Annotated in this window: 16 protein-coding genes; 14 read left to right on the top strand and 2 right to left on the bottom strand. The window is 54.0% G+C overall.

What is annotated here, in order from left to right:
• Nucleotides 1–4 precede the first annotated feature (4 nt).
• A complete protein-coding gene (locus H8527_RS07060) occupies nt 5–355 on the bottom strand; it encodes an arsenate reductase family protein (RefSeq protein ID WP_187546837.1) in 351 nt (116 codons plus the stop codon).
• Between the two features lie 35 nt (nt 356–390).
• Here H8527_RS07060 and H8527_RS07055 point away from each other — a divergent pair, with 35 nt between their 5' ends.
• From H8527_RS07055 to H8527_RS06990, 14 genes are all read left to right on the top strand, one after another.
• On the top strand, nt 391–684 hold the full coding sequence (locus H8527_RS07055) for a hypothetical protein (protein ID WP_187546835.1): 294 nt from the start codon (nt 391–393) through the stop codon (nt 682–684).
• A gap of 136 nt (nt 685–820) precedes the next feature.
• Nucleotides 821–2,254, top strand: a complete 1,434-nt coding sequence (gene sufB / locus H8527_RS07050) for a Fe-S cluster assembly protein SufB (RefSeq protein ID WP_187546833.1) — start codon at nt 821–823, stop codon at nt 2,252–2,254.
• A 91-nt stretch (nt 2,255–2,345) separates the two neighbouring features.
• Nucleotides 2,346–2,861 (top strand): flavin reductase, encoded by a 516-nt coding sequence (locus H8527_RS07045; RefSeq protein ID WP_187546831.1) that lies wholly within the window; start codon nt 2,346–2,348, stop codon nt 2,859–2,861.
• Between the two features lie 187 nt (nt 2,862–3,048).
• On the top strand, nt 3,049–3,297 hold the full coding sequence (locus H8527_RS07040; protein ID WP_187546829.1) for a hypothetical protein: 249 nt from the start codon (nt 3,049–3,051) through the stop codon (nt 3,295–3,297).
• A 1,145-nt stretch (nt 3,298–4,442) separates the two neighbouring features.
• Complete coding sequence (locus tag H8527_RS07035) at nt 4,443–6,035, top strand: hypothetical protein (RefSeq protein WP_187546827.1); 1,593 nt, start codon at nt 4,443–4,445, stop codon at nt 6,033–6,035.
• 2 nt (nt 6,036–6,037) lie between these two features.
• On the top strand, nt 6,038–8,401 hold the full coding sequence (locus tag H8527_RS07030) for a S8 family peptidase (RefSeq protein ID WP_187546825.1): 2,364 nt from the start codon (nt 6,038–6,040) through the stop codon (nt 8,399–8,401).
• Between the two features lie 7 nt (nt 8,402–8,408).
• On the top strand, nt 8,409–12,098 hold the full coding sequence (locus H8527_RS07025) for a leucine-rich repeat domain-containing protein (protein ID WP_187546820.1): 3,690 nt from the start codon (nt 8,409–8,411) through the stop codon (nt 12,096–12,098).
• 286 nt (nt 12,099–12,384) lie between these two features.
• On the top strand, nt 12,385–13,149 hold the full coding sequence (locus H8527_RS07020) for a ParA family protein (protein ID WP_187546819.1): 765 nt from the start codon (nt 12,385–12,387) through the stop codon (nt 13,147–13,149).
• Nucleotides 13,150–13,188: 39 nt separating this feature from the next.
• On the top strand, nt 13,189–14,076 hold the full coding sequence (locus tag H8527_RS07015; RefSeq protein WP_187546817.1) for a ParB/RepB/Spo0J family partition protein: 888 nt from the start codon (nt 13,189–13,191) through the stop codon (nt 14,074–14,076).
• 33 nt (nt 14,077–14,109) lie between these two features.
• The gene (locus tag H8527_RS07010; protein ID WP_222935128.1) at nt 14,110–14,892 is read left to right on the top strand and encodes a DUF5683 domain-containing protein; all 783 of its coding nucleotides are present in this window, start codon (nt 14,110–14,112) and stop codon (nt 14,890–14,892) included.
• 10 nt (nt 14,893–14,902) lie between these two features.
• Nucleotides 14,903–16,399, top strand: a complete 1,497-nt coding sequence (locus H8527_RS07005) for a lytic transglycosylase domain-containing protein (RefSeq protein ID WP_187546815.1) — start codon at nt 14,903–14,905, stop codon at nt 16,397–16,399.
• A 94-nt stretch (nt 16,400–16,493) separates the two neighbouring features.
• The gene (locus tag H8527_RS07000) at nt 16,494–18,797 is read left to right on the top strand and encodes a bifunctional (p)ppGpp synthetase/guanosine-3',5'-bis(diphosphate) 3'-pyrophosphohydrolase (protein WP_187546813.1); all 2,304 of its coding nucleotides are present in this window, start codon (nt 16,494–16,496) and stop codon (nt 18,795–18,797) included.
• A gap of 41 nt (nt 18,798–18,838) precedes the next feature.
• Nucleotides 18,839–19,816: a type I phosphomannose isomerase catalytic subunit gene (locus H8527_RS06995; protein WP_187546812.1), complete on the top strand. Its 978-nt coding sequence runs from the start codon at nt 18,839–18,841 to the stop codon at nt 19,814–19,816.
• Nucleotides 19,817–20,117: 301 nt separating this feature from the next.
• Nucleotides 20,118–20,465 carry a TM2 domain-containing protein gene (locus tag H8527_RS06990; RefSeq protein ID WP_187546810.1) on the top strand — a complete coding sequence of 116 codons (348 nt, stop codon included), beginning with the start codon at nt 20,118–20,120 and terminating at the stop codon, nt 20,463–20,465.
• A gap of 121 nt (nt 20,466–20,586) precedes the next feature.
• Here H8527_RS06990 and H8527_RS10045 read toward each other — a convergent pair whose 3' ends face one another.
• On the bottom strand, nt 20,587–20,799 hold the full coding sequence (locus H8527_RS10045) for a DUF2752 domain-containing protein (RefSeq protein WP_370539234.1): 213 nt from the start codon (nt 20,797–20,799) through the stop codon (nt 20,587–20,589).
• Between the last annotated feature and the right edge of the window lie 576 nt (nt 20,800–21,375).

Here is a 21,375-nt window from a genome sequence, read left to right as displayed (position 1 = left end):
TAGATTACAGCAGAGCGGCTTCCCACTCGGCCTCTTTGAAGCCCACCAGCACGCGGTCGGGGAGCACCACGAGAGGACGTTTCACCAGTTTGCCGTCTTCAGCCAACAGGTGCAGGAGTTCTTCGCGCGAGGCGGTTTTCACCACGTCTTTCAGTCCGCGCTCCCGATAGAGGATACCGGAGGTGTTGAAAAATCGCTGTATCGGCAGACCGCTGCGGTCGATCCATTCGGCCAGTTCGGCCTCGGTGGGGCGTTGTTCCACGATGTGGCGTGTTTCGGCTTGCAGGCCGTGGTCTTCCACCCATTTCAGGGCTTTGCGGCAGGTGCTGCATTTGGGATAGTGGAGGATGAGCATAATCTAAATTTTATGATTAAGTAAATGGGGCTCGGATGGGCGCAACGTCCTTTGCCGCTGTCCTTTCCGGTTTTCGCGTTGTGCTTTGCCGTTCCATCGGCAATGTGGAGACAAAATTACGCATTCTTTCTGAAAAACACCTCCCTCCCACGCTTTTTGTCGGCAAAAGGTGCTGGATTTCTGCTTTTGTGCTCCCTCTCTCGTCGGCACTCGGTGCATCGTCCTGCCACAGGAGTGCCGGCGGTGCCTATCCCACGGCCGACTTTCGCCTTTTGACTTTCATTTCACAACTTATTCAAAATTGCGTCCATGGGTGGCAAAAAAGCTAAAGAAAATTTGGAGCGCCCCTGCATTTATCGTAATTTTGTAGCCCGATGCCGCAGTGGATTTTCTCCTTGTCAGGAGGCCATTGCCTCATTGCACATCTTCATTCACCCATCTCTTATATATACGCTATCACCGCCCATGGCCAACGAATATCTACGCGACTTTACGCAACAAAAATATGAAGCCGGATTTGTTACCGACGTGGAGACCGAAATCATCGAAGCCGGTCTGTCGGAAGACGTCATCCGCCAAATCAGCGCCAAAAAGGAAGAACCCGAATGGCTGCTGGAGTTTCGACTCACCGCCTTTCGCTACTGGCAAACGCTCCCTCAGCCCGATTGGGCGCACGTGCGTTTGCCCGAAATCGACTATCAGGCCATCTCTTATTATGCCGACCCTACGAAAAAGAAGAACGACAAGAAGGAGATTGACCCTGAACTGATGAAAACCTTCGACAAACTCGGCATTCCTCTCCACGAGCGCATGGCATTGGCAGGAATAGCCGTTGATGCCGTGATGGACTCGGTGAGCGTCAAGACCACCTTCAAAGAGCGCCTTCAAGAGAAGGGCGTCATTTTCAGCAGTTTTTCGGAAGCCGTCAAGGAAAATCCCGAACTCGTGCGCAAATACTTGGGCAGCGTTGTCCCCTATCGCGACAACTACTTCGCTGCCCTCAACTCGGCTGTCTTCTCCGACGGTTCCTTCGTCTTTATTCCCAAAGGCGTGCGCTGTCCGATGGAACTCTCCACCTATTTCCGCATCAACGCGCGCAACACGGGGCAGTTTGAGCGCACCCTCATCGTTTGCGACGAGGGTGGCTACGTGTCTTATCTCGAAGGCTGCACCGCCCCCATGCGCGATGAAAACCAACTCCATGCCGCCATCGTTGAGATTGTGGTCAATGCCGATGCCGAGGTGAAGTATTCCACCGTGCAAAACTGGTATCCGGGCGATGCCGATGGCAACGGCGGTGTGCTCAATCTCGTGACCAAACGCGGTCATCTGCGCGGCAAAAACGCCCGCCTCTCTTGGACACAGGTCGAAACGGGCAGCGCCATCACTTGGAAATACCCCTCCTGCATTCTCTCCGGCGAAGGTTCACAAGCGGAATTCTACTCCGTGGCCGTCACCAACAACCACCAAGAGGCCGATACGGGTACAAAGATGATTCACCTTGCCCCCGGCACGCGTTCCACCATTATTTCCAAAGGTATCTCGGCCGGTAAAAGCCAGAATTCTTATCGCGGATTGGTGCGTATGTCAAAAAAGGCGCACAACTCCCGCAACTATTCTTCCTGCGACTCCCTGCTGCTCAGTTCCACGAGCGGCGCGCACACCTTCCCTTATATTGATGTGGACAACAACGACTCCATTGTAGAGCACGAAGCCACCACGTCCAAAATCTCCGAAGACCAGCTCCTCTACTGCCAACAGCGCGGCATTCCTGTTGAAGATGCCGTCAATCTCATTGTGGGCGGCTATGCGCGCGAAGTCATCAACAAACTCCCCATGGAGTTTGCCGTCGAAGCGCAGAAACTCCTTGCCGTTTCGCTCGAAGGTAGTGTGGGATAAGCGGTGAAAGGGGGAAGCGGGCGCTTCTTCCGAAATCCACCGCACTTCAAAAACAGTTTTCAGAACCACTCTTTACTTTTTCCTTTTCTCCATGCAACAACAACCGCTTTCACGCCTTGCGGAAGAAGACATCATTGCTGCCATCGGGCAGGAATGGATGCTGGTGAGCGCCGGTACTCCCGACGACTTCAATATGCTCACCGCTTCTTGGGGCGGTATCGGCCATTTGTGGAACAAGCCCGTGGCCTTCATTTTCGTACGTCCTGAGCGTTACACTCACGAGTTTATCGCCCGCAACGAACGCATCTCCCTCGCTTTCTTGGGCAACGAACCCCAGGCGCGGGAGGCCTACAAACTCATCGGTACGCGCAGTGGGCGCGACCTCGACAAAGCGGCGGCTACAGGATTGACTCCCATTGCCACACCTTTGGGAAGCACCACCTACGCTCAGGCACGGCTCACCCTCGAAGGGCGCAAACTCTTCCAGACCGACCTGCGTGCGGAGGACTTCATCGACCGCACTATCCTCGACCGCTGCTACCGCCCCGAACAAGGCGGTTTGCACACCCTCTACGTCATCGAAATTGAGGGCATCTACACCCCCTGAAATTTACCTCAGAGATAGTTTTTTTTACCTCAGAGATAGAAAAAACTACCTCTGAGGTAAATTTTTCTATCTCCTATGTAAATTTTCCGCGCTCCTTCATCCCTTTTGCGAAACGCACTGCCGTGGCAAGAAAACGTCTGTAAGACGAAAGTTCCACCGCGTCCTGTATTTCAAGATAAAGATAGAAGTGCAACGTACATCTGTCGCAACAAGAAGTCTCGATTGGAACGATGTTGCTAGTTGTGGTGCTGCTGCATTAGGCTTAGATGTTCTTGAAGATATGCGTAAAGCTTTAACAGGCAAAAGGATGACAAGAGAAATTGTGGAGAGAGTTCTCAAGAAAAGTATCAAAAAAGTAGCCACTCGGCTGTCAGGTGTCATCGGAGTTTCGATTACTGTTGCTGAATTTGGCGTTTGTTTAGCTATTGCCAGTTAATAATGGATGAACTTTCACTATTTCAACGCATAGGAATGCTTATATTCCTGTTTCCTCCCCTCTCAGTGACCTATCTTTTCTTGCATAGCTTATGGGATAGAAAAGGGAAGCGAACAGACTACCTTTGGCGTCTATTGGGGGCACTGCTTTCCTTGTGTTTTGCACTATTTCTCACCTATATCGTGGCCACTGCTCCGACTTCCGATTGCGGTGTGGATTTCTGGGCTCGCATACTGCTCTTGCTGACCCTAGTGCCCCCGGCCCACGTAGGGCATAGATGGTATGACGAATTGAGGAAAGGCTTCGTGAACCTCCGTCTGCAGAATTGGCGCAAAGTGATGCTGCATGCCGCCGGACTATTGTGCTGTTTGGTGGCAATGTTTGGATTAAGCTACCTCCCTTTCCAACAATGGTTGGGGTATCTTTGCTAAATCTCTTTCTTTCTGAAACTAAGATACCCTCAAAACAGAGAGCCCCCCTTTATCCGTGCCGAAATGGACTGCTCCGCGCTATCCGTTTCGGCACAGTTGCGTTTGCACTGATCCACTCCGATAGCGAAATCCTCTGTTGATAAGTAGATGTTCGAAGTGAATTGATACTAGATTTGTTTCCATTTTTCGTCAGGTCGTCTTTGTGAAAAAGGAGTGTAGCGAGCTACCCGACTGATCAACAAACGCGAGATGACGGAAAAGGGAAGCAAAGATAGTGTCAGAGTAGAGAACCGCCTACGACTAAAATCGCAGCGATCCATTTTGACCACATTCTTCTCCCCTCCCGTGCAGCGGCAGCCTTCGGGTTGCCGCTGCGTTTTTTTTGCCCACGTCTTGTTCCTCTCGGAGCCGGGCAGCGCTCCCTCCCAGCCTTCACCGCGCCCCTTCCTTCGGTTATGATTTGTACACCACATCCTCGCGAGAAAAAGGAGAGAAATGTATTTTTTTTTGAGGAGAATTAAAAAAAAGTACGCACAAGGGCTTTTATTTCTCTTTTTTTGTTTAACTTTGCCGCACACGGTTTTTTTTCGTAGTGACGAAAATATCATTGACAATTTAGCCTTCTTCTAAATCTAACTTCAGCCCCCGCTGCTCCTCTTACATAAACAAATTCGAACGCTCCTATATTTCTTTCATTTCTAAAATTCAATGTTTATGAAGAAAATCTACTCTTTTCTCTTGCTCACGTTGTTATGTTGCTTTACACAACGTGCCGTCGCAGACACCCACGTCAAAGTCGACGTGGACGATGCTTCACGTGTCAAAGTGATGGTCAACAACCAAGAAGTACAGGGCATGGTGACCGGCATGAACGACCTCACGGTGCCACAATATGGTTCTGTACAGGTGGAAGCCAAGGCCGGCAACTTCCTGCGCAAGGTCATGAAGACCGATGCCAAGGGCAAAGCCTCCGAACAGTACATCAGTTCGATGAAAACCAGTTCGGTCTACGTCAATGAAGGTGCAGATGAAGGCGCTGTCATCACCATCACTTCGGGCAATCTCGATGCGGCACGCACCGCTTCATGCACCATCAAGACGGACAAGGCTGCAAAAATCGGCTTTATGCGGACGGGCTCTTACGAACAAGTGCCTTTGCAAGACGGCGAGAACACGGTGAAATGGATGCCCGGCGTGGAAGAACCCTTCTTGTTTTCGGCTGCTTCCGGCAATCCCGTACCGCTCTACAAAGTCCTGAAAGACGGCCAAAACGTGCTGGGGCTGGAAGGTCGCTACACAGTGAAGCCTACCCAGGGTTGCGTCATCGAAATCTTGGCCGAATATCCTGATGTGGACTTCCCCGTGGTGTTCAACTTCTCCAAAGAAGAAGCCAAGGAGGCGCTCAAAGCCGTGAAGGTCAACGATGTTGTGGTGACCAACTACCTTGACAACAACTATGCTGTCAAAGCGGGTTCGAAAATCACCTTGGTGTTCGACCAACAGAACTATTCCCTCGACAGCCTCAAGCACGACGGTGTGCGCCACAATGTCTATGGCGAAATCAGCTTCATCATCACCGCTGCCACGACCTTCGACATTGCAGCCCACAAGTATGGCACCATCAAGGCCAACTTCCGTGTGGACAATCCGGCCAACATCACCGTTTACGAAGGCAGCAGTTGGTCGGGCAAGCAGATTGCCGTGAAAGCCGGCCTTAACGCGCTGGAGGTGAGCGAAACCAACAGCGTTGTCGAGGTGAAGCCCAACAGCGGTTGCAAAATCGAGTCGCTCACCGTCAACGGCACGACCATGAGCCCCGACTACAGCGGCGCCTATCAAATCAGGCTCAAAGAAGGCATGGAGATTGAGGTGACCACATCGGCCATTGTGCGCGACCAGAAAGCTACGGTCTACATTGACGACATCACGGTGGCCAACTACACCTTCTACCTCCAACGCACCGACCGCTCCAATGTGGAAGTGAAGACGGGTGAAAACGAAATCCAATTCTCGACCGCCGACAATCCCTTCATGCTCGGAGTGTACGGCAGCGATTTGAGCAAAATGGTGGTGAAGCAAAATGGAAAGGTGGTAGACGCCACCTACAAGGGTAATGCTGCCCTTCAGCTCAACATCAAGAACGGCGACCGCATCGAAATCCTGCTCAAAGGCGTGGTTTCCGGCATTGCCGACACGCTCAACGCTCCACAACAGCAAACCATCTACACCCTCGACGGCCGACACGTATCGGCCCCCTCACGTGGTGGTTTGTATATCATCAATGGCAAGAAAACTATCCTCAAATAAGTATGAAAAAATTTTATCTCCCTCTCCTCTTCGCAGGATTCGTAGGTTCGGCTTTCGCACAGTCGAAACTCGATTTGGAAAGTCAGATGACGCTGCTTGAGCTCAATAGCCAAAAGCCCATCCCAACTTACAACGCTCGCACGCGTAGTTTTGAACGCATTGCTCCCCAACGCACGCACACGATGGCTATGATTGAGTTCAACAGCCCAGATGCTCAGCAGCAACTCGAAGCCAACAAGGATGTGAAAGTGCTCTGTGTGCGTGGAGGCATTGCCATTGTGACCATGCGCATTGCTGACGTGGAACGCATTTCCGAACAGAAGTATGTGAAGCGTCTACAACTGCCTCGCAAGGTGCAGCAGAAGATGAACCTTGTGCGCGAAGCCTTGGGCATTAATAAAATCCACCAAGGCATCGGCCTGCCTCAAGCCTACACCGGTAAGGGCGTGGTGACGGGCATCGTGGACAGCGGCCTGGACCCCAACAACCTCAATTTCCTCACTCCCGACGGCAAAACGCGCTTCGGCTATCTGAGCAAAATCACTGAGAACAAGGCTGCCAAAGATGGGTATCTCTATGAGAACTACTATCCCAAGGTCGACTTGGACCGCCTTCCCAACAAGGACCAAAACGACTTTGCCATCGAGGACTTCACCACCGACAACAGTGAAACCTTCCACGGCACCCACACCATGGGCATCATGGCCGGTGGCTATCTGGGCAACATCTCTTTTGCCCAAACCGAAGACAACAAGACGGCACAGAACCTGACGGGCAAAAATCCCTTCTATGGGATTGCCACCGAGTCGGAACTTGTGGCTTCTTGCGGCAACCTTTATGACCAGTTCATAGCCCTGGGCATGAACGACATCATCAACTATGCCCACCTCTCCAGCAACAATCGCAAACCCTGCGTCATCAACCTCTCCTTGGGCAGCAATCTCGGTCCCCACGACTCTACAAGTATCATGAACAAATTCTTGGGGGCTTGCGGTGAGGAAGCCATCATCTGCTTGGCAGCCGGCAATGAAGCCGACCGCACCGTGGCACTCACCAAGATTTTTGCTGAAAAAGACGAACAGGTGCAGACCTTCCTTCGCCCAGTTTATGAAGGAGAATTTACGCCTCCCGGCGGCAGCACAGTCTATCACAACCTGCGCACCGGCCAACTCATCGCTTATAGCGGCGATGAGAGCGAAATCTCGGTGCAAGTGGTCATCTACAGTGAGGTGCGCAAGAGAATTGTGGCCCGTCTGGGCATCGACAGCAACACGCAAGGTAAGCCCGTGGTCTACTCCTCAGGCGGCGACTACAAGATTCAAGATGCCATCGAAAATCCCAACTTCAAGCGCTACTTTGATGGTTACGTGGCGCTCGGATCCAACATCGATCCCGAGACGAAGCGCTACCAAGTGCTCGTGCGCCTGCTCACCACCGACAACCAAACGAACAATGCCGATGGCAAGTACAAACTTGGGCTCCTCGTGAGTGGCAAACCCGGTAAGCGTGTCGACGTCTACAGCGATGCACAGTTTGTCTATTTCGACAACTACGACATCCCCGGATTTACCAACGGATCACGCAACGGCACCATCAGCGACATGGCCTGCGCCAGAAACGTCCTGACCGTGGGCAGCTACAACATCCGCGACCACTGGGCTTCGCTCGATGGCAATGTCTATGGCTACAATCACAACGAATTCCCCGTAGGGCAAGCCTCTCTCTTCTCCTCCTACGGCACGCTGAAGGACGGCCGCAACCTGCCCCACGTTTGTGCTCCCGGTGCGTCCATCATTTCGTCCGTCAACAGCTACTACGCCGAAAACCCCAAAATAGGCGTTACCGATGCCACCCTCCAAGGCAAGGCCGAAGTCGACGGCAAGAAGCTCTACTGGCATCAATCGCTCGGCACCTCGATGGCCACTCCTGTTGTGGCTGGCTCTATCGGCCTTTGGCTCGAAGCCGACCCCACTCTCAAGATTGATGATGTCATCGACATTGTGCGCAAGACGGCAGTCGTCGACGACGATGTTCGCGCAGGCGACCCCGTGCAATGGGGAGCCGGCAAATTCGATGCTTACGCCGGACTGAAGGAAGTGCTCCGTCGCAAGGGAACGAGCAGCGTCGGACAGCTCTATGCCGAAAAGCCGCAGGTGCTCATCACGCCTGCCGGCGACCGTGCTTTCAACCTCTTCTTGGCCGGTGCTCACGAAATGAATGTGAGCGTCTACGGCCTCAGCGGACAACTTATCCACAGCCTGCATAAAGAGGGCAACGAAGCCCATCTCGATGGCAGTCAATGGAACAAAGGCGTCTATCTCATCAAGGTGAACAACAACGATGCTCAACGCGTCATTATCTATTAAACCTCGTATGAAAAAAAGTTTCTCCCTCTTCTCCTCAATCCTTCTCGGATTGATGGCGATGATGTCTCTCCCCGTCCTGGCACAAAGCCAGGGCGAGGAGCCCATCATCACTTTCCACACCACGGTCTATGACGACAGCAAGGGAGCCTCTCCCAAGGTGTCTTTCTCTCTGGGTGCAGTGGAAAAAGATGTGCCTGTCGACATCGACTGCGGTTTTGGCAGGGATTTTTTGGAAGTCGGCTTCGCCCGTCTAAGCGAACAGAATGTGCAAGCCACAGACTACGCCAGCACCGTATCGAGCAAAGGAGTGGTCAAGATTTATGGCGATCCCAAAAAGATTGACTACTTCAGAGCCACGGGCTGCAGCATCGACAAGATCGAGTTTCACAAGGACTTGAATCTCCATATCCTCGACTTGGAGTACAACACCATCAAGGCATTGAACATCGACCATCTTCAAAACCTGCAGTTCGTCTACCTTCGCGACAATCCTTTTACGCGCGAAACTCCACTGATGATTGGCAAACTTCCCAAACTCATCGTGCTCGAAATGGCACAATGCGAATACGTGTCTCCTCACTTCGACTTGAAGAACTTCCCCTCGCTCGTCTCGTTCGATGCCTTCCACTGCACCAACTTGCTGACGGCCGATCCTACGCAGTGCCCCGAGTTGCAACGTCTGAGTCTGGACATGACGAAAGTAGAAAGCGTTGATGTCACGAAAAACCCAAAGCTCCGTGTGCTCAATGTCAGCGACACCCGTGTCAAGACGCTCGATTTGAGCCAGAACCCCTATTTGAGTGAACTCTACATGTCGCACGCTTCGGCTTCGGTGAACACCGATGTGAAGTTCGACCAAATCGACCTCACCCACAACCCTGAGCTCTACCACTTCAACTGTGCCGGCAACAACCTTACCAGTCTCGACATCAGCAAGAACCCCAAACTCTTCACCTTCTCTTGCAACGACAACCACCTCACCCGTCTCGATGTGAGCAACAACAAGAACCTCTACATCGTCAATCTCCGTCGTAACGATATGGACTTCTCCACGCTGCCCTTCAACCCCGGCACGTGGAATGAGTACTACTATGATCAACATCCCTTCGTCCTCAACGACACCTACAAGGTGGGCGATGTCATCGACCTCAGCAGCCGTGTGCTCCGTGGAGGCACAGTGACCTTGGCCCGCTTGTTCAGCATCCCCAAGGACAACCCCGTCAACATGGTGCCCCTCGATGAGAGCTACTACGAATACAAGAACGGCAAAATCACCCTTCTCAAACCCACCAACGGGCAGGTGATGCTCCGCTACAACAACACCATCCTCAAGGACTACGATATGGTCACTGAGCCCTTCACCGTGAGAAGTGCCGCCGATTTTGGCAAAGACATCAAAGCCATCGACTTCTCTACCATTGCCTCCACCGGCACAACGGTGAAACTGGGCGTGGGTGTGAAGAACGCTTCGGTCACTCGCCCCATCACGGTCAAAGTGGACTTCGGCGACGGCACCCTCGTCGACAAGGTGGTCACGGACGAAATCCCCACCACTCCTAATGTGGAGGGCGTGCGCAACGGCAATGCCAACATCCGCATCTTCGTGCCTCAGGATGAATACGTCACCGCCTTCCACAGCGATGGCCTGAACATTTCCTCCATCGACCTCTCCGACCTCTCCGACCTCCGTTCCGTCAAGCTGAAGAACGCAGATCTCTACAGCATCGACCTCGGCCACAACTACGAGCTGCGGACAATCGATATTAGTGGAAACAACTTGACCAAGTTCTCGCTCAAAGGCCCGACCAGCTACTTCTACAAAGGGCATCTCACCTATCTCAACGCGAGCCACAACAAACTCGACTCGCTCTCCTTCGATCAGATTGCTTCGATTGAGCATCTCGACTTGAGCTACAACAACATTGCCAACATCCCCATCGGCAATGCCGATGCGCTGCTCACCCTCAACCTCTCGCACAATAAGCTCACCAAGTTGGCCATCAACCACAGTGAACTGCTCCAACGAGTGGACGTGTCGAACAACAAACTCACGCAGATTTACATCCCCGCCGTAGCGCCTCTGCAGTACTACGACCTCAGTGGCAACCTCTTCACTTTGGCCAACCTCCCCGATGGATTTGGACTGGATGATGCCCACTTCATCTATGCCCCTCAGCAGGCGCTGAAGATTGCTACTAAATCTCCGGGTATCGACCTCTCTGAGCAGAACGTCACCCGCAACGGCCATCAAACGCAATATGTGTGGAAGACCGAGGGCGGACAAACGCTCGTTCCCGGTACAGACTACACGATGAAGAATGGTGTGGCCAAATTCATCACGCTCACGGCCGGCAAGGTTTACTGTGAAATGAGCCATCCTGCACTCCCCTCGTTCACAGGCAATAAGGTGCTCAAGACAACCCTCGTGCAGCCCATTGCTATGCCTGCCATCGAAATCGCCTCGTTCACCACTCCCAACGATGGCGACAAGGTGGAACTCTCCCTCGCGGCAAAGAACAACGATACTTCCGTCTACTTCGACTGGAAGGGAGACGGCACCGTGACGCAATATCCCCTCACCACGACCTACACCCGATTCGCAGCCACAACGAAGCCCGGTGCCAAGGTGCGTGTGCTTGTTGCCGAAGACACCGACACACTCACTGTCTTCAGCATTTCAGGAGCTAAAATGACCGATCCCAACTTTGACAAGCTTGAGGGAGTGCGTACGCTCACCCTTGCCGATGCCGGTTTTACCAGCTTCAACTTCCCGCAGTCATCCACCCTTCGCCAACTCAATCTCACAGGTAACTCTCTAAGAAAGCTGGACCTCGACAAATATCCCGAACTCACCGCCCTCTCTCTCAACGGCAACAAGCTCACGACTATCGACTTGAGCAACAGCAAGAAGTTGCAAGTGGTCGACCTCACGCGAAACTACCTCAGCAAGGTCACTTTCGACAACCCCGACCTCTGGAGCCTCGACCTCGCCGACAATGTGCTTGAGAGCGTAGATCTCAGTCGCCTGCCCGAACTCAACCAACTTTGGGTGATGAGAAACCAACTCTGCCACATCGACGTATCGAAGAATACGAAACTCCAGGTGCTCAACCTCGTGGGCAATAAGTTCCGTTTCTCCACGCTTCCTGCGCCCGATGGTACTTACAAGAACACCTTCAGTTATGGTCTCCAAGCACCCATTGAGGTGCAGCAGAGTGCCGATGGCAAAGTTGACCTCAGCACTGAAGCCGCTGTAGGAGGCACGCCCACTGTCTTCCACTGGTTCATCGGCAACGTCAATGTAGTCAAAGGTATGCTTCAAGGCGAAGAGTTGGAACTCAACGATGAATTCACGCTCGACAACGGCGTGACCACTTTCAAGGTTGCCACTGCCTATGACAAGCTCGTCTGCGTGATGACCAACGAGAAGTATCCCAACCTCTATCAGTACACCAACTTTGTGAAGGTTGTGCCCACTGCCATCGAGCAAGTTGCTGCCGACCAAGTGAGCATCAAAGCCACCGCCGGCACACTCCTCATCGACGCTCCTGTCCACAGCAGCATCAATGTCTACACCCTCGACGGTCGTCAGGCCTTCACCGGCCAGGCTTCTGCCTCCACCACTTCTCTCCACCTCCTCCCCGGCATCTACGTGGTGAAGGTGAACAACCAAGTCGCTAAGGTGCGCCTGCCCTAAGGCTTAGCCTCCCTAAGACGCTCACTAAGAGGAGACGGCACTCGCTGCCGTCTCCTCTTTTGTGCTTGTAAGTAGGCGTTCAAAATTATTTTAAGCACCTCCTTCATCTACTTACGGATAGAAGGCCCCTGCCACCTTCTCTCTGGCTTCGCTGTTGCAGAAGGGTTGCAGAAGAGCAAATGGAAGGAGCAAAAAACAAAATTAACGCGTGAAACAGCGTGAAACAGCGCTTTTTTTAGTAACTTTGCCCCAAAATCAGGGCATTGCCCCAATACCGACAAAACGTATGGGAAAAATCATCGCTATCGCCAATCAGAAAGGAGGCGTGGGCAAAACCACCACCTCGATGAACCTTGCGGCCTCTTTGGCTACGCTCGAAAAGAAAGTGCTCCTCGTTGACTGCGACCCCCAAGCCAACGCATCGAGCGGCATCGGTGTCGATGTGGGCAAAATCGAATCATCGATTTATGAGAGCATGATTGGAAAAGTGGATGTGCACGAAAACATCTACACCACCGACATTGAGGGGCTGGACATTGTGCCTTCGCACGTCAACCTCACCGGTGCCGATGTGGAGCTCCTGCAAGTGGACAACCGCGAATACGTGGTGCGCAACATGCTCGCTGCCGTCAAAGAGGAGTACGACTACATCCTCATCGACTGCTCCCCCTCCCTCGGTCTCATCACCGTCAACGCCCTCACGGCCGCCGACTCGGTGATTATCCCCGTGCAGTGTGAGTATTTCGCTTTGGAAGGCATCACCCAGTTGCTCAACACCATCCGTATGATTAAGATGCACCTCAATCCCGACCTTGAGATTGAAGGTTTCCTACTCACCATGTACGACCGCCGCCTGCGTTTGGCCAACCAGATTTACGATGAAGTGAAGCGCCACTTCCAAGAGTTGGTGTTCAAAACCGTCATCCAGCGCAATGTCAAGCTCTCCGAAGCACCCTCCCACGGCATCCCCGCCATCCTCTACGATGCCGAGTCCATCGGTGCGGTCAACCACTTGAGCCTGGCACGCGAAATCATCCAGCGCAACAGCTAAAAAACGTCTTCTCCAAAGCCTATTCCTACCTACCTTCCTATGGCCGTAAAAAAGAAATTTCCCGCACTGGGACGTGGGCTCGACGCCATCATTTCGACGGGCGAAGTGAAAACCAACGGTTCGTCGAGCATCAACGAAGTCGACATCTATCAAATCAAAGCCAACCCCAACCAGCCGCGCCGCGACTTCGACCCCGAAGCGATGGAGGAGTTGGCCGAAAGCATTCGCCAGATTGGCATCATTCAGCCCATCACTCTCCGCCAGATGGAGGATGGGACCTATCAAATCATTGCCGGCGAACGCCGTTGGCGCGCTTCTCAGATTGCCGGTCTGACGAGCATTCCGGCCTACATCCGTACGGCCGACGACGAAGGCATGATGCAGATGGCACTGGTCGAAAACATCCAGCGCGAGGACCTCAACTCCATCGAAATCGCACTGGCCTACCAGAACCTCATTGAACAATACGATCTCACGCAGGACGCCCTCTCCGAAAAGGTGGGCAAGAAACGCGCCACCGTGGCCAACTACCTACGCCTGCTCAAACTGCCGGCACAAGTACAAATGGCCATCCAAAAAGGCGTGATGGACCAAGGGCACGCCCGTGCCCTACTCGGCATCCAGCAGCCCGCCCTGCAAGTGAAGCTCTTCAACGAAATTGTGCAGAAAGGCTACTCCGTGCGTCAGGTTGAGGAGATGGTGAAGGCCATCAATGCCGGCGAGACGGTGAAGAGCGGTCGCAAAGCGCTTAAAGATCGCAAGAAGATGTTGGCCGAAGAGTATGTGCCCCTGCGCGACCGCCTCTCCGACTTTTTCCAAACGAAGGTAGCCATGACCTGCCACGAAGGCAAAGGCAGCATCTCCATCCCCTTTGCCAGCGAAGAAGAACTGGAACGCATCATCACCCTTTTCGACAAAATGCGCTGATTGTGCAGCGCGGACCTTCTCCCTTTTCCTGACATGAACTTCTCCCGGTGCCGCCTTGTTGCGGTTCTCTTGTTGTGCCTGGCGGTGCAAGGGTTGTGCTCGACAGCTCGGACACTGCATTTGCCGTTTGCGCCCACGGCTGAAGCGTTTGACACGGCGGTTGCACCGGTCGACTCGACCGACACCATCGGGGTGCACACCGCTGCGCAAGTCGAGACGTTGCAGCAAATGATGCTCCCGGCCGACACCGCGGCCTTGCGCCCCTCTGCCCTCAAGCCCAACGAGGTGCAAAAGGCGGTGCAGACGCTGCAGACGGCGGGTAAAAAGCAATTTCTCCCCGACCCTCAGCGCGCACTTTGGCTCTCGCTCATCCTCCCCGGAGCCGGGCAAATCTACAATCGGAAGTATTGGAAGTTGCCCTTAGTCTATGGAGGCTTCTTGGGATGCACCTACGCTTTCCTTTGGAATCAGCAGATGTACATGGACTATTCGCAAGCCTATCTCGACATCATGGACGATGACCCTACGACCAATAGTTTCCGCAACATGTTCCCTCCGGGGTATGACCTCAACAGCAACCTCGACCGCTTCAAGACGATTTTCAAAAACCGCAAAGACCGCTACCGCCGCTATCGCGATTTAAGTGCCTTTTGCTTTGTCGGAGTCTATCTGCTGTCGGTCATCGATGCCTACGTCGATGCGCAACTTTCGGTGTTCGACATCAGTCCCGACCTCTCGCTGCGCATCACCCCCACCACTTTCGAAACCCGCAATGGCGCGCTCACCACCGGCGTGGGTGCCATCCTCACTTTTTGAGCCCAGACGCATGAAATCCTTCCCCCTCCTGCTTTCTCTCCTTTTCCTCATAGCCACGGTGCCCCTCCGTGCGCAACACCGCGACCCGCAACTCCACAACACCACGCAGCAAGACGATGTGCCCGACGAGGACGACCTCGAAGGCGGACGCTCCACACAGCACCCCCTCATCTCGGCACGCGCTCCGCGCATCGTCCCCACGGAAGGGATGATTCACGCCACCGAGGGTCTGCTCGATGCGTGGTACGTCAAGGAATACATGCGTATCGATCCCTCTCTGCCCGATGGCCCCAACCCGGCAGTCACTCCCGAGGTCTATACCGACCGTCTGCGCCGCCTGCCCACAGTCATTGAGATGCCCTACAACGAGGTGGTGCGAGAGTACATTGAGCAGTACACCGGCACGCTGCGCTCATCGGTGAGTTTCATGCTCGGCGCGCAAAACTTCTACATCCCCATCTTTGAAGAAGCCCTCGAAGCCGAAGGCCTTCCGCTCGAACTGAAATACCTCCCCATCGTCGAAAGTGCACTCGACCCCACCGCGGTGAGTCGTGTCGGTGCCACCGGTCTTTGGCAATTTATGACGCCCACCGCGAAGCGCTTCAACCTGACCATCAACAGCCTCCTCGATGAGCGCCGCGACCCGCTCAAATCCAGTACCGCCGCCGCACAGTATCTGAAAGAGCTCCACGATGAGTTTGACGATTGGGCACTGGCTTTGGCCGCCTACAACTGCGGTCCGAAGATGGTGCGCAAAGCCATCACCCGTGCCGGAGGGGAGCGCGACTATTGGAAAATCTACCCCTATCTCCCCAACGAGACGCGCGGATACGTGCCGGCCTTCATCGCGGCCAACTACGTGATGCACTACTACTGCCAGCACAACATTCCGCCGATGACCATCATCCAACCGGCGGAGACCGATACCGTCACCATAACGCGCGACCTCAGCCTGCATCAGGTTTCGGCTTTGTGCAACGTCTCGATGGAAGCCCTCGTGGCGATGAACCCACAGTATCGCACGGACCTCATCCCGGGCTACAGCCAACCCTGTGCGCTGCGCCTGCCCGAACGCGCCATCTCTTACTTCATCGAATTGGGCGACTCGGTCTACAACTACGAGGCCGAACGCTATCTCACCCGCCGCACACAAGTGGAAGTGGCCGAAACGGCACGCCCCCTCTCCCGCCGTGAGCGCGCTGCCGCACGTGCCGAGGCGCAGGCCGAAGCCCGGACTACGGCCGAGACTCCGGTCGACACACCGACCACTGCCCCCGACCGAAAGAGCAGTAAGCACGAAAAAAGGCACAGCAAGAAAGAAGAGCGTGAAGCCCGCCGCTCCAAGAAGCACAAGAAAGAGCGCACATCTCGACAGGTGAGCGTGCGCTCGGGCGACACCCTCGAAGAGATTGCCAAGAAGCACGGTACCACCGTGGCCAAACTTCGCAAAGCCAACAAAATCAAAGGCGACCGAATCAAGCCCGGCGAAAAGCTCCGCCTCAAATAAAAAAACACAACCTCCCTCTACACAAGGGCACTGGGTGCAACCATACCATTTGCCCCGGTGCCCTTGGCGCTTCTCCCCTCCTCCCTTTCGACCCATGGACCAAACCCGCCCTCTCACCCCTCAAGAACAGCAAGACGAAGCCAAAATCCAGGCCGCCTTCCAGCGCTTGCTGGACACTTACCTCGCCTCTCCCCATCGCAAAAAGACCGACATCATCACCCGCGCCTTCCACTTTGCAAAGGCGGCTCACAAAGGCGTCCGTCGGCGTAGCGGCGAACCCTACATCCTCCACCCGCTCGCGGTGGCACAAATCATCTGCGGTGAAATCGGACTCGGCTCCACGAGCATCTGTGCCGCCTTGCTCCACGATGTGGTCGAAGACACCGACTACACCCGCGAAGACGTGGCCAATCTCTTCGGCGAGAAGGTGGCCAACATCGTGGAAGGCGTCACCAAGGTGTCGGGTGGCCTCCTTGGCGACCGCGCCTCGATGCAGGCAGAGACGTTCAAGAAGATTCTCCTCACCATGAGCGACGACATCCGCGTCATCCTCGTCAAGATTGCCGACCGCCTTCACAACATGCGCACACTTTCGTCCATGCTGCCCTCCAAGCAGTACAAGATTGTGGGCGAAACCCTCTACATCTTCGCGCCCCTTGCCGACCGTCTCGGACTCAACCGCATCAAGACCGAACTGGAAGACCTTTCCTTCAAATACGAGCATCCCGACGACTATCAGCTCATGCTCGACAACCTCAAACGCTCCGAGATGGAGCGCGACGATGCCATCAACGACTTCACACCAGCCATCCGCGAGGCGCTCGACCGGATGGACGTGGACTACGAACTCAAAGCCCGCATCAAGAGCCCTTACAGCATCTGGCAGAAGATGCAGCGCAAGAACATCCCCTTTGAGGAGGTCTACGACATCTTGGCCATCCGCATCATCTTCCGACCTCGCGACCGCCAACAGGAAATCGATGAGTGCTACCGCATCTACGCCGCACTCACGCAAATCTACAAGCCGCATCCCTCGCGCTTCCGCGACTGGCTCTCCACTCCCAAAGCCAACGGCTACCAGGCCCTCCACAACACCTTCATGTCCCACCAAGGCAAGTGGATTGAGGTGCAAATCCGCTCCGACCGCATGGACGACATTGCCGAAGGGGGATTTGCCGCCCACTGGAAGTATAAGGACAAGAACGCGGCCTACGATGAGCATGAACTCGACACGTGGATCAACTCCATCAAGGAAATCCTCGACGACCCACAGCCCGACACGCTCGACCTGCTCGACACCATCAAGCTCAACCTCTTTGCCCGCGAGCTCAACGTCTTCACCCCCAAGGGCGAAATCATCACCCTCCCACAAGGCGCCACCGTGCTCGACTTTGCCTTTGCCATCCACACCATGATTGGCAGTCACTGCATCGGTGCAAAAGTCAACCACCACCTCGTCCCGATGAGCCACCGCCTCACCAGCGGCGACCAAATTGAAATCCTCACTTCCCAGACGCCCACCATCCGCACCGAGTGGCTCTCCTATGTCACCACAGGAAAGGCCAAAGGAAAAATCGCTGCCGCACTGCGCCGCACCGCTCGCGAAAGGCAAAAACAAGGCGAAGACCTCCTCAACGACTTCTTGCGCAAGCACGACTTCGAACCGACGGCCGCACTCATCAACAAACTCAAGGACTTCCACCATTTCGACACGCCGGCGGCTTTCCTCCAAGCGCTGGGCGAAGGGGCGCTCACCCTCTCACCACTCGACTTGGCCTATCTGCGCGGCAAGAGCACTCAGCCCTCGCGAGGTTGGCGACGCTTTGTGCCGTTTCTCAAAGCACAACCCCTTCCGGCTCCGCAACAACTGCCCACCGCCACGACCGATTTTGTCAAGCAACTCAACCGCAAGGAGACCCTCCTCCTCACCGATGCCGTGCTCGAACAGTCTGTCTGCTGCCCCCACTGCAACCCCATTTGCGGCGATGAGGTGATGGGCTACATCACTCCGCGACACACCCTCGAAATCCACCGCCGCGACTGCCCGCTGGCCCTCAAACACAAGACCCGGGACGGCAACAACATCATTGCCGCGCAATGGGACACCGCCCGCAGCACGGTGCGCACCTTCGAAACCAACATCTATCTGGAAGGCGTAGACGCCAAAACGCCCATTGGCAACGAGGGCTCGGCACAAGGGGTGCTCCGCTCCATCACCGACATTCTGACGGAGTTTCCCGACTTTGATCTCCGCGCCATCAGTCTCACGGCCCACGACGGCATCTTCCAGGGCAACCTCATCATCGCCCTCCACAACACCGACGATGTGCGCCGCCTCACGGCACATCTTACGGCCATTCCGCAAGTTTCCAAAGCCGTGCGCCTCGCGACACCCTAAGTTCCGACAGCATTGCTTCTCTTCCCTAAAAAACTTATCCTATGACACCCTACAAATTTCAACCCGTACTGAAAACTCCCCTTTGGGGCGGTCGCGACATCGTGCAGCTCAAAGGTCTTTCCTCGCCCGAACTCGTGGGCGAAAGTTGGGAAATCTCTGGCGTGCCCGGCGACGAAAGTCTGGTGGCTGAAGGCCCCGACCGAGGCATGACCCTCGCCCGGCTCATCGAGCGCGATGGCGAAAAACTCATCGGTCGGCGCAACTTCGAGCGCTTCGGCACCGACTTCCCCCTCCTCATCAAGTTCATCAGCGCCGACCAAGCCCTCTCCATCCAGGTGCACCCCGACGATGCCATGGCACAGCGTGTGGAAGGCAAACCCTTCGGAAAGACGGAGATGTGGTACGTGGTTGGCACGCACGAAGGCGCAGAACTTTTTTCGGGTTTCAACCGCGACCTCTCGCCGGAGGCCTACGACCAACTGATGGCCGAAGGCCGCTTCACCGAGGCACTCGCCCACTACAACACCCGCCCCGGCGACTGCTTCTTCCTGCCCGCCGGACAAATCCACAGCATCGGTGCCGGCAATTTCATCGTGGAAATCCAGCAGTCGAGCGACCTCACCTACCGCGTCTACGACTTCGACCGCGTCGATGCCTCCGGACAAAAACGTCCGCTCCACACCGAACAGGCCCGACAAGCGCTCAACTTCACCTCGCGTCCCGACTACCGCACGCACTACACGCCCCGCGACAATGCCCGCGTTGTGCTGGAGTCGCACCCCGAGTTCACCACCTCTCTCTACCGTTGCACCCAGCCGGTGGAAACGGACTTCTCGGACATCGACTCCTTTGTCATCTTCGTGGCTTTCGAAGGGGCTGCCCGCCTCATCGACAGCGAGGGCAACACCAGCACCCTGCGTGCCGGTGAAAGCATCCTCTTCCCGGCCACCAATCGTAGTGTCCGCATCGAACCCCACGACTGCGAGCGTTTCTCCTGCATCGAGACCTACGTTTTCTGACCTCCCTCTCCACTTAAGAACATAAATAGGTGCTCAAAATGAATGACTACAATCCTTGTCTCCATTCATTTTGAGCTATTGCTGTCCGGTAAAATGTGTACTTTTGCTCATGTTACTAGCGTTTTTTTGCAACAAGCAAAGTAACAAAATAGGCTGAAATCCTGCAAGAGGATTTCAGCCTTATTTTTTACTGCAAGAAAACTTTTACCAGACAGCAATAAAAAATACACTTTCACTTTGTCGGAACCAACATTATCACTAAATTAGCACAGCACATTCACATCTTAAAAATATTTAACCAATGGATGCTAATCAAATCAACAACTTTTTTGCAGCAAATTCCAAATATTTTACTGCACAACAGTGTGTAGACTTGCGCAATCGCATGCTGCAACTCCCAGAAACTGCAAGTGTACCTTTCTTAGCTTCTGATTTGAAAGACCCAACAACAGTATTATTGATTTCTCTCTTTGCAGGCGGTCTCGGAGTCGATCGCTTCTACATCGGTGACGTTGGTCTCGGAGTTGGAAAACTTCTCACCGCTGGCGGCTGTGGAATTTGGGCTATCATCGATTTATTCTTGATTATGGATGCAACTCGCGAGAAGAATTATCAATCAATGCTCCTTGCCCTTAGTCAATATGCTTAAGTGGTACTTATGTACTGTCTTACACATTGAATTAGCCATCAACAAAATTTGATGGTGAAGAATAAAAATAGCCGTACCAATACTCTGCATTGGTACGGCTATTTTCAGTGGAATGAAGTAGTTAGCACTGATATAAATTTCGGATGATGACCCAGAAAAGGGTTATCAACACATAGACAAAGATAGCAGAAGTGCTCGAAAGTCTGGTACGAATAACTTTACCCTTTTCAAAAAAACTAAGGCTCTGAAAAACAAGCAAAAACACTGCAACAAAAGGAAGAAAATAATTGTAGCTGATAGCTTCTGCAAAGTGCCCGTGCAGCAAGGAATGAATAACCCTTTGAGCACCACAGCCTGGACAACTATACCCCGTTGCAGAACGAAATATACAAGGTTGACTCTACGGGTTCCCACGATACGTGCGATCTCTTTTCTTGGGCATTTTCTTTGCAGTAAGGCAAAGATTTGCGACCTTTGCTCTGAGGTTAGTTGTTTATACATAAGCAATACAAAGATAATTAATCTCGAGGAGTTCTCAAAGGGGAACTCCTTTTTTCGTATTGCTGGTATCGCTCTTGGGGCTGCTCGCCCCGGCCGCGAAGGCCTCCCCAGGTGTTTTTCATAGATTAGAACCTATGGAAAACAGAGGGATTTTTTGCACTTCGATTTTGAAAGTACTACCCGTTTTCGCTCGGGGTCGCGGACCCTTTTTCGCTCGGGGTCACGGACCCATTTTCGCTCGCCACGAAGTGGCTCGGGCTGCGCGGTTGGACTATAAGCTCTAGAAAAACTAGAAAACTCTAGAAAGACTAGAAACTCTAGAAGCTCTAGAAAGACTAGAAGCACTAGCCCTCCGAGGAATCGAGCCCCGCTTGTCGGGGCGAGCATAAAAGGGTCTGCGACCCTCTAA

The organism is Alloprevotella sp. Lung230 (assembly GCF_014385435.1).
Classification (GTDB): Bacteria; Bacteroidota; Bacteroidia; order Bacteroidales; family Bacteroidaceae; genus Alloprevotella.
This window is presented reverse-complemented; position numbering and strand designations above follow the sequence as displayed.

Excerpts from the sequence above, each read along its gene's own strand:
- H8527_RS07000 (WP_187546813.1), top strand. The coding sequence starts at position 16,494 with ATGGACCAAACCCGCCCTCTCACCCCTCAAGAACAGCAAGACGAAGCC.
- H8527_RS06995 (WP_187546812.1), top strand. The coding sequence starts at position 18,839 with ATGACACCCTACAAATTTCAACCCGTACTGAAAACTCCCCTTTGGGGC.
- H8527_RS07035 (WP_187546827.1), top strand. The coding sequence starts at position 4,443 with ATGAAGAAAATCTACTCTTTTCTCTTGCTCACGTTGTTATGTTGCTTT.
- H8527_RS07055 (WP_187546835.1), top strand. The coding sequence starts at position 391 with ATGGGCGCAACGTCCTTTGCCGCTGTCCTTTCCGGTTTTCGCGTTGTG.
- H8527_RS07010 (WP_222935128.1), top strand. The coding sequence starts at position 14,110 with ATGAACTTCTCCCGGTGCCGCCTTGTTGCGGTTCTCTTGTTGTGCCTG.
- H8527_RS07030 (WP_187546825.1), top strand. The coding sequence starts at position 6,038 with ATGAAAAAATTTTATCTCCCTCTCCTCTTCGCAGGATTCGTAGGTTCG.
- H8527_RS07025 (WP_187546820.1), top strand. The coding sequence starts at position 8,409 with ATGAAAAAAAGTTTCTCCCTCTTCTCCTCAATCCTTCTCGGATTGATG.
- H8527_RS06990 (WP_187546810.1), top strand. The coding sequence starts at position 20,118 with ATGGATGCTAATCAAATCAACAACTTTTTTGCAGCAAATTCCAAATAT.
- H8527_RS07020 (WP_187546819.1), top strand. The coding sequence starts at position 12,385 with ATGGGAAAAATCATCGCTATCGCCAATCAGAAAGGAGGCGTGGGCAAA.
- H8527_RS07005 (WP_187546815.1), top strand. The coding sequence starts at position 14,903 with ATGAAATCCTTCCCCCTCCTGCTTTCTCTCCTTTTCCTCATAGCCACG.
- H8527_RS07060 (WP_187546837.1), bottom strand. The coding sequence starts at position 355 with ATGCTCATCCTCCACTATCCCAAATGCAGCACCTGCCGCAAAGCCCTG.
- H8527_RS07045 (WP_187546831.1), top strand. The coding sequence starts at position 2,346 with ATGCAACAACAACCGCTTTCACGCCTTGCGGAAGAAGACATCATTGCT.
- sufB (WP_187546833.1), top strand. The coding sequence starts at position 821 with ATGGCCAACGAATATCTACGCGACTTTACGCAACAAAAATATGAAGCC.
- H8527_RS07015 (WP_187546817.1), top strand. The coding sequence starts at position 13,189 with ATGGCCGTAAAAAAGAAATTTCCCGCACTGGGACGTGGGCTCGACGCC.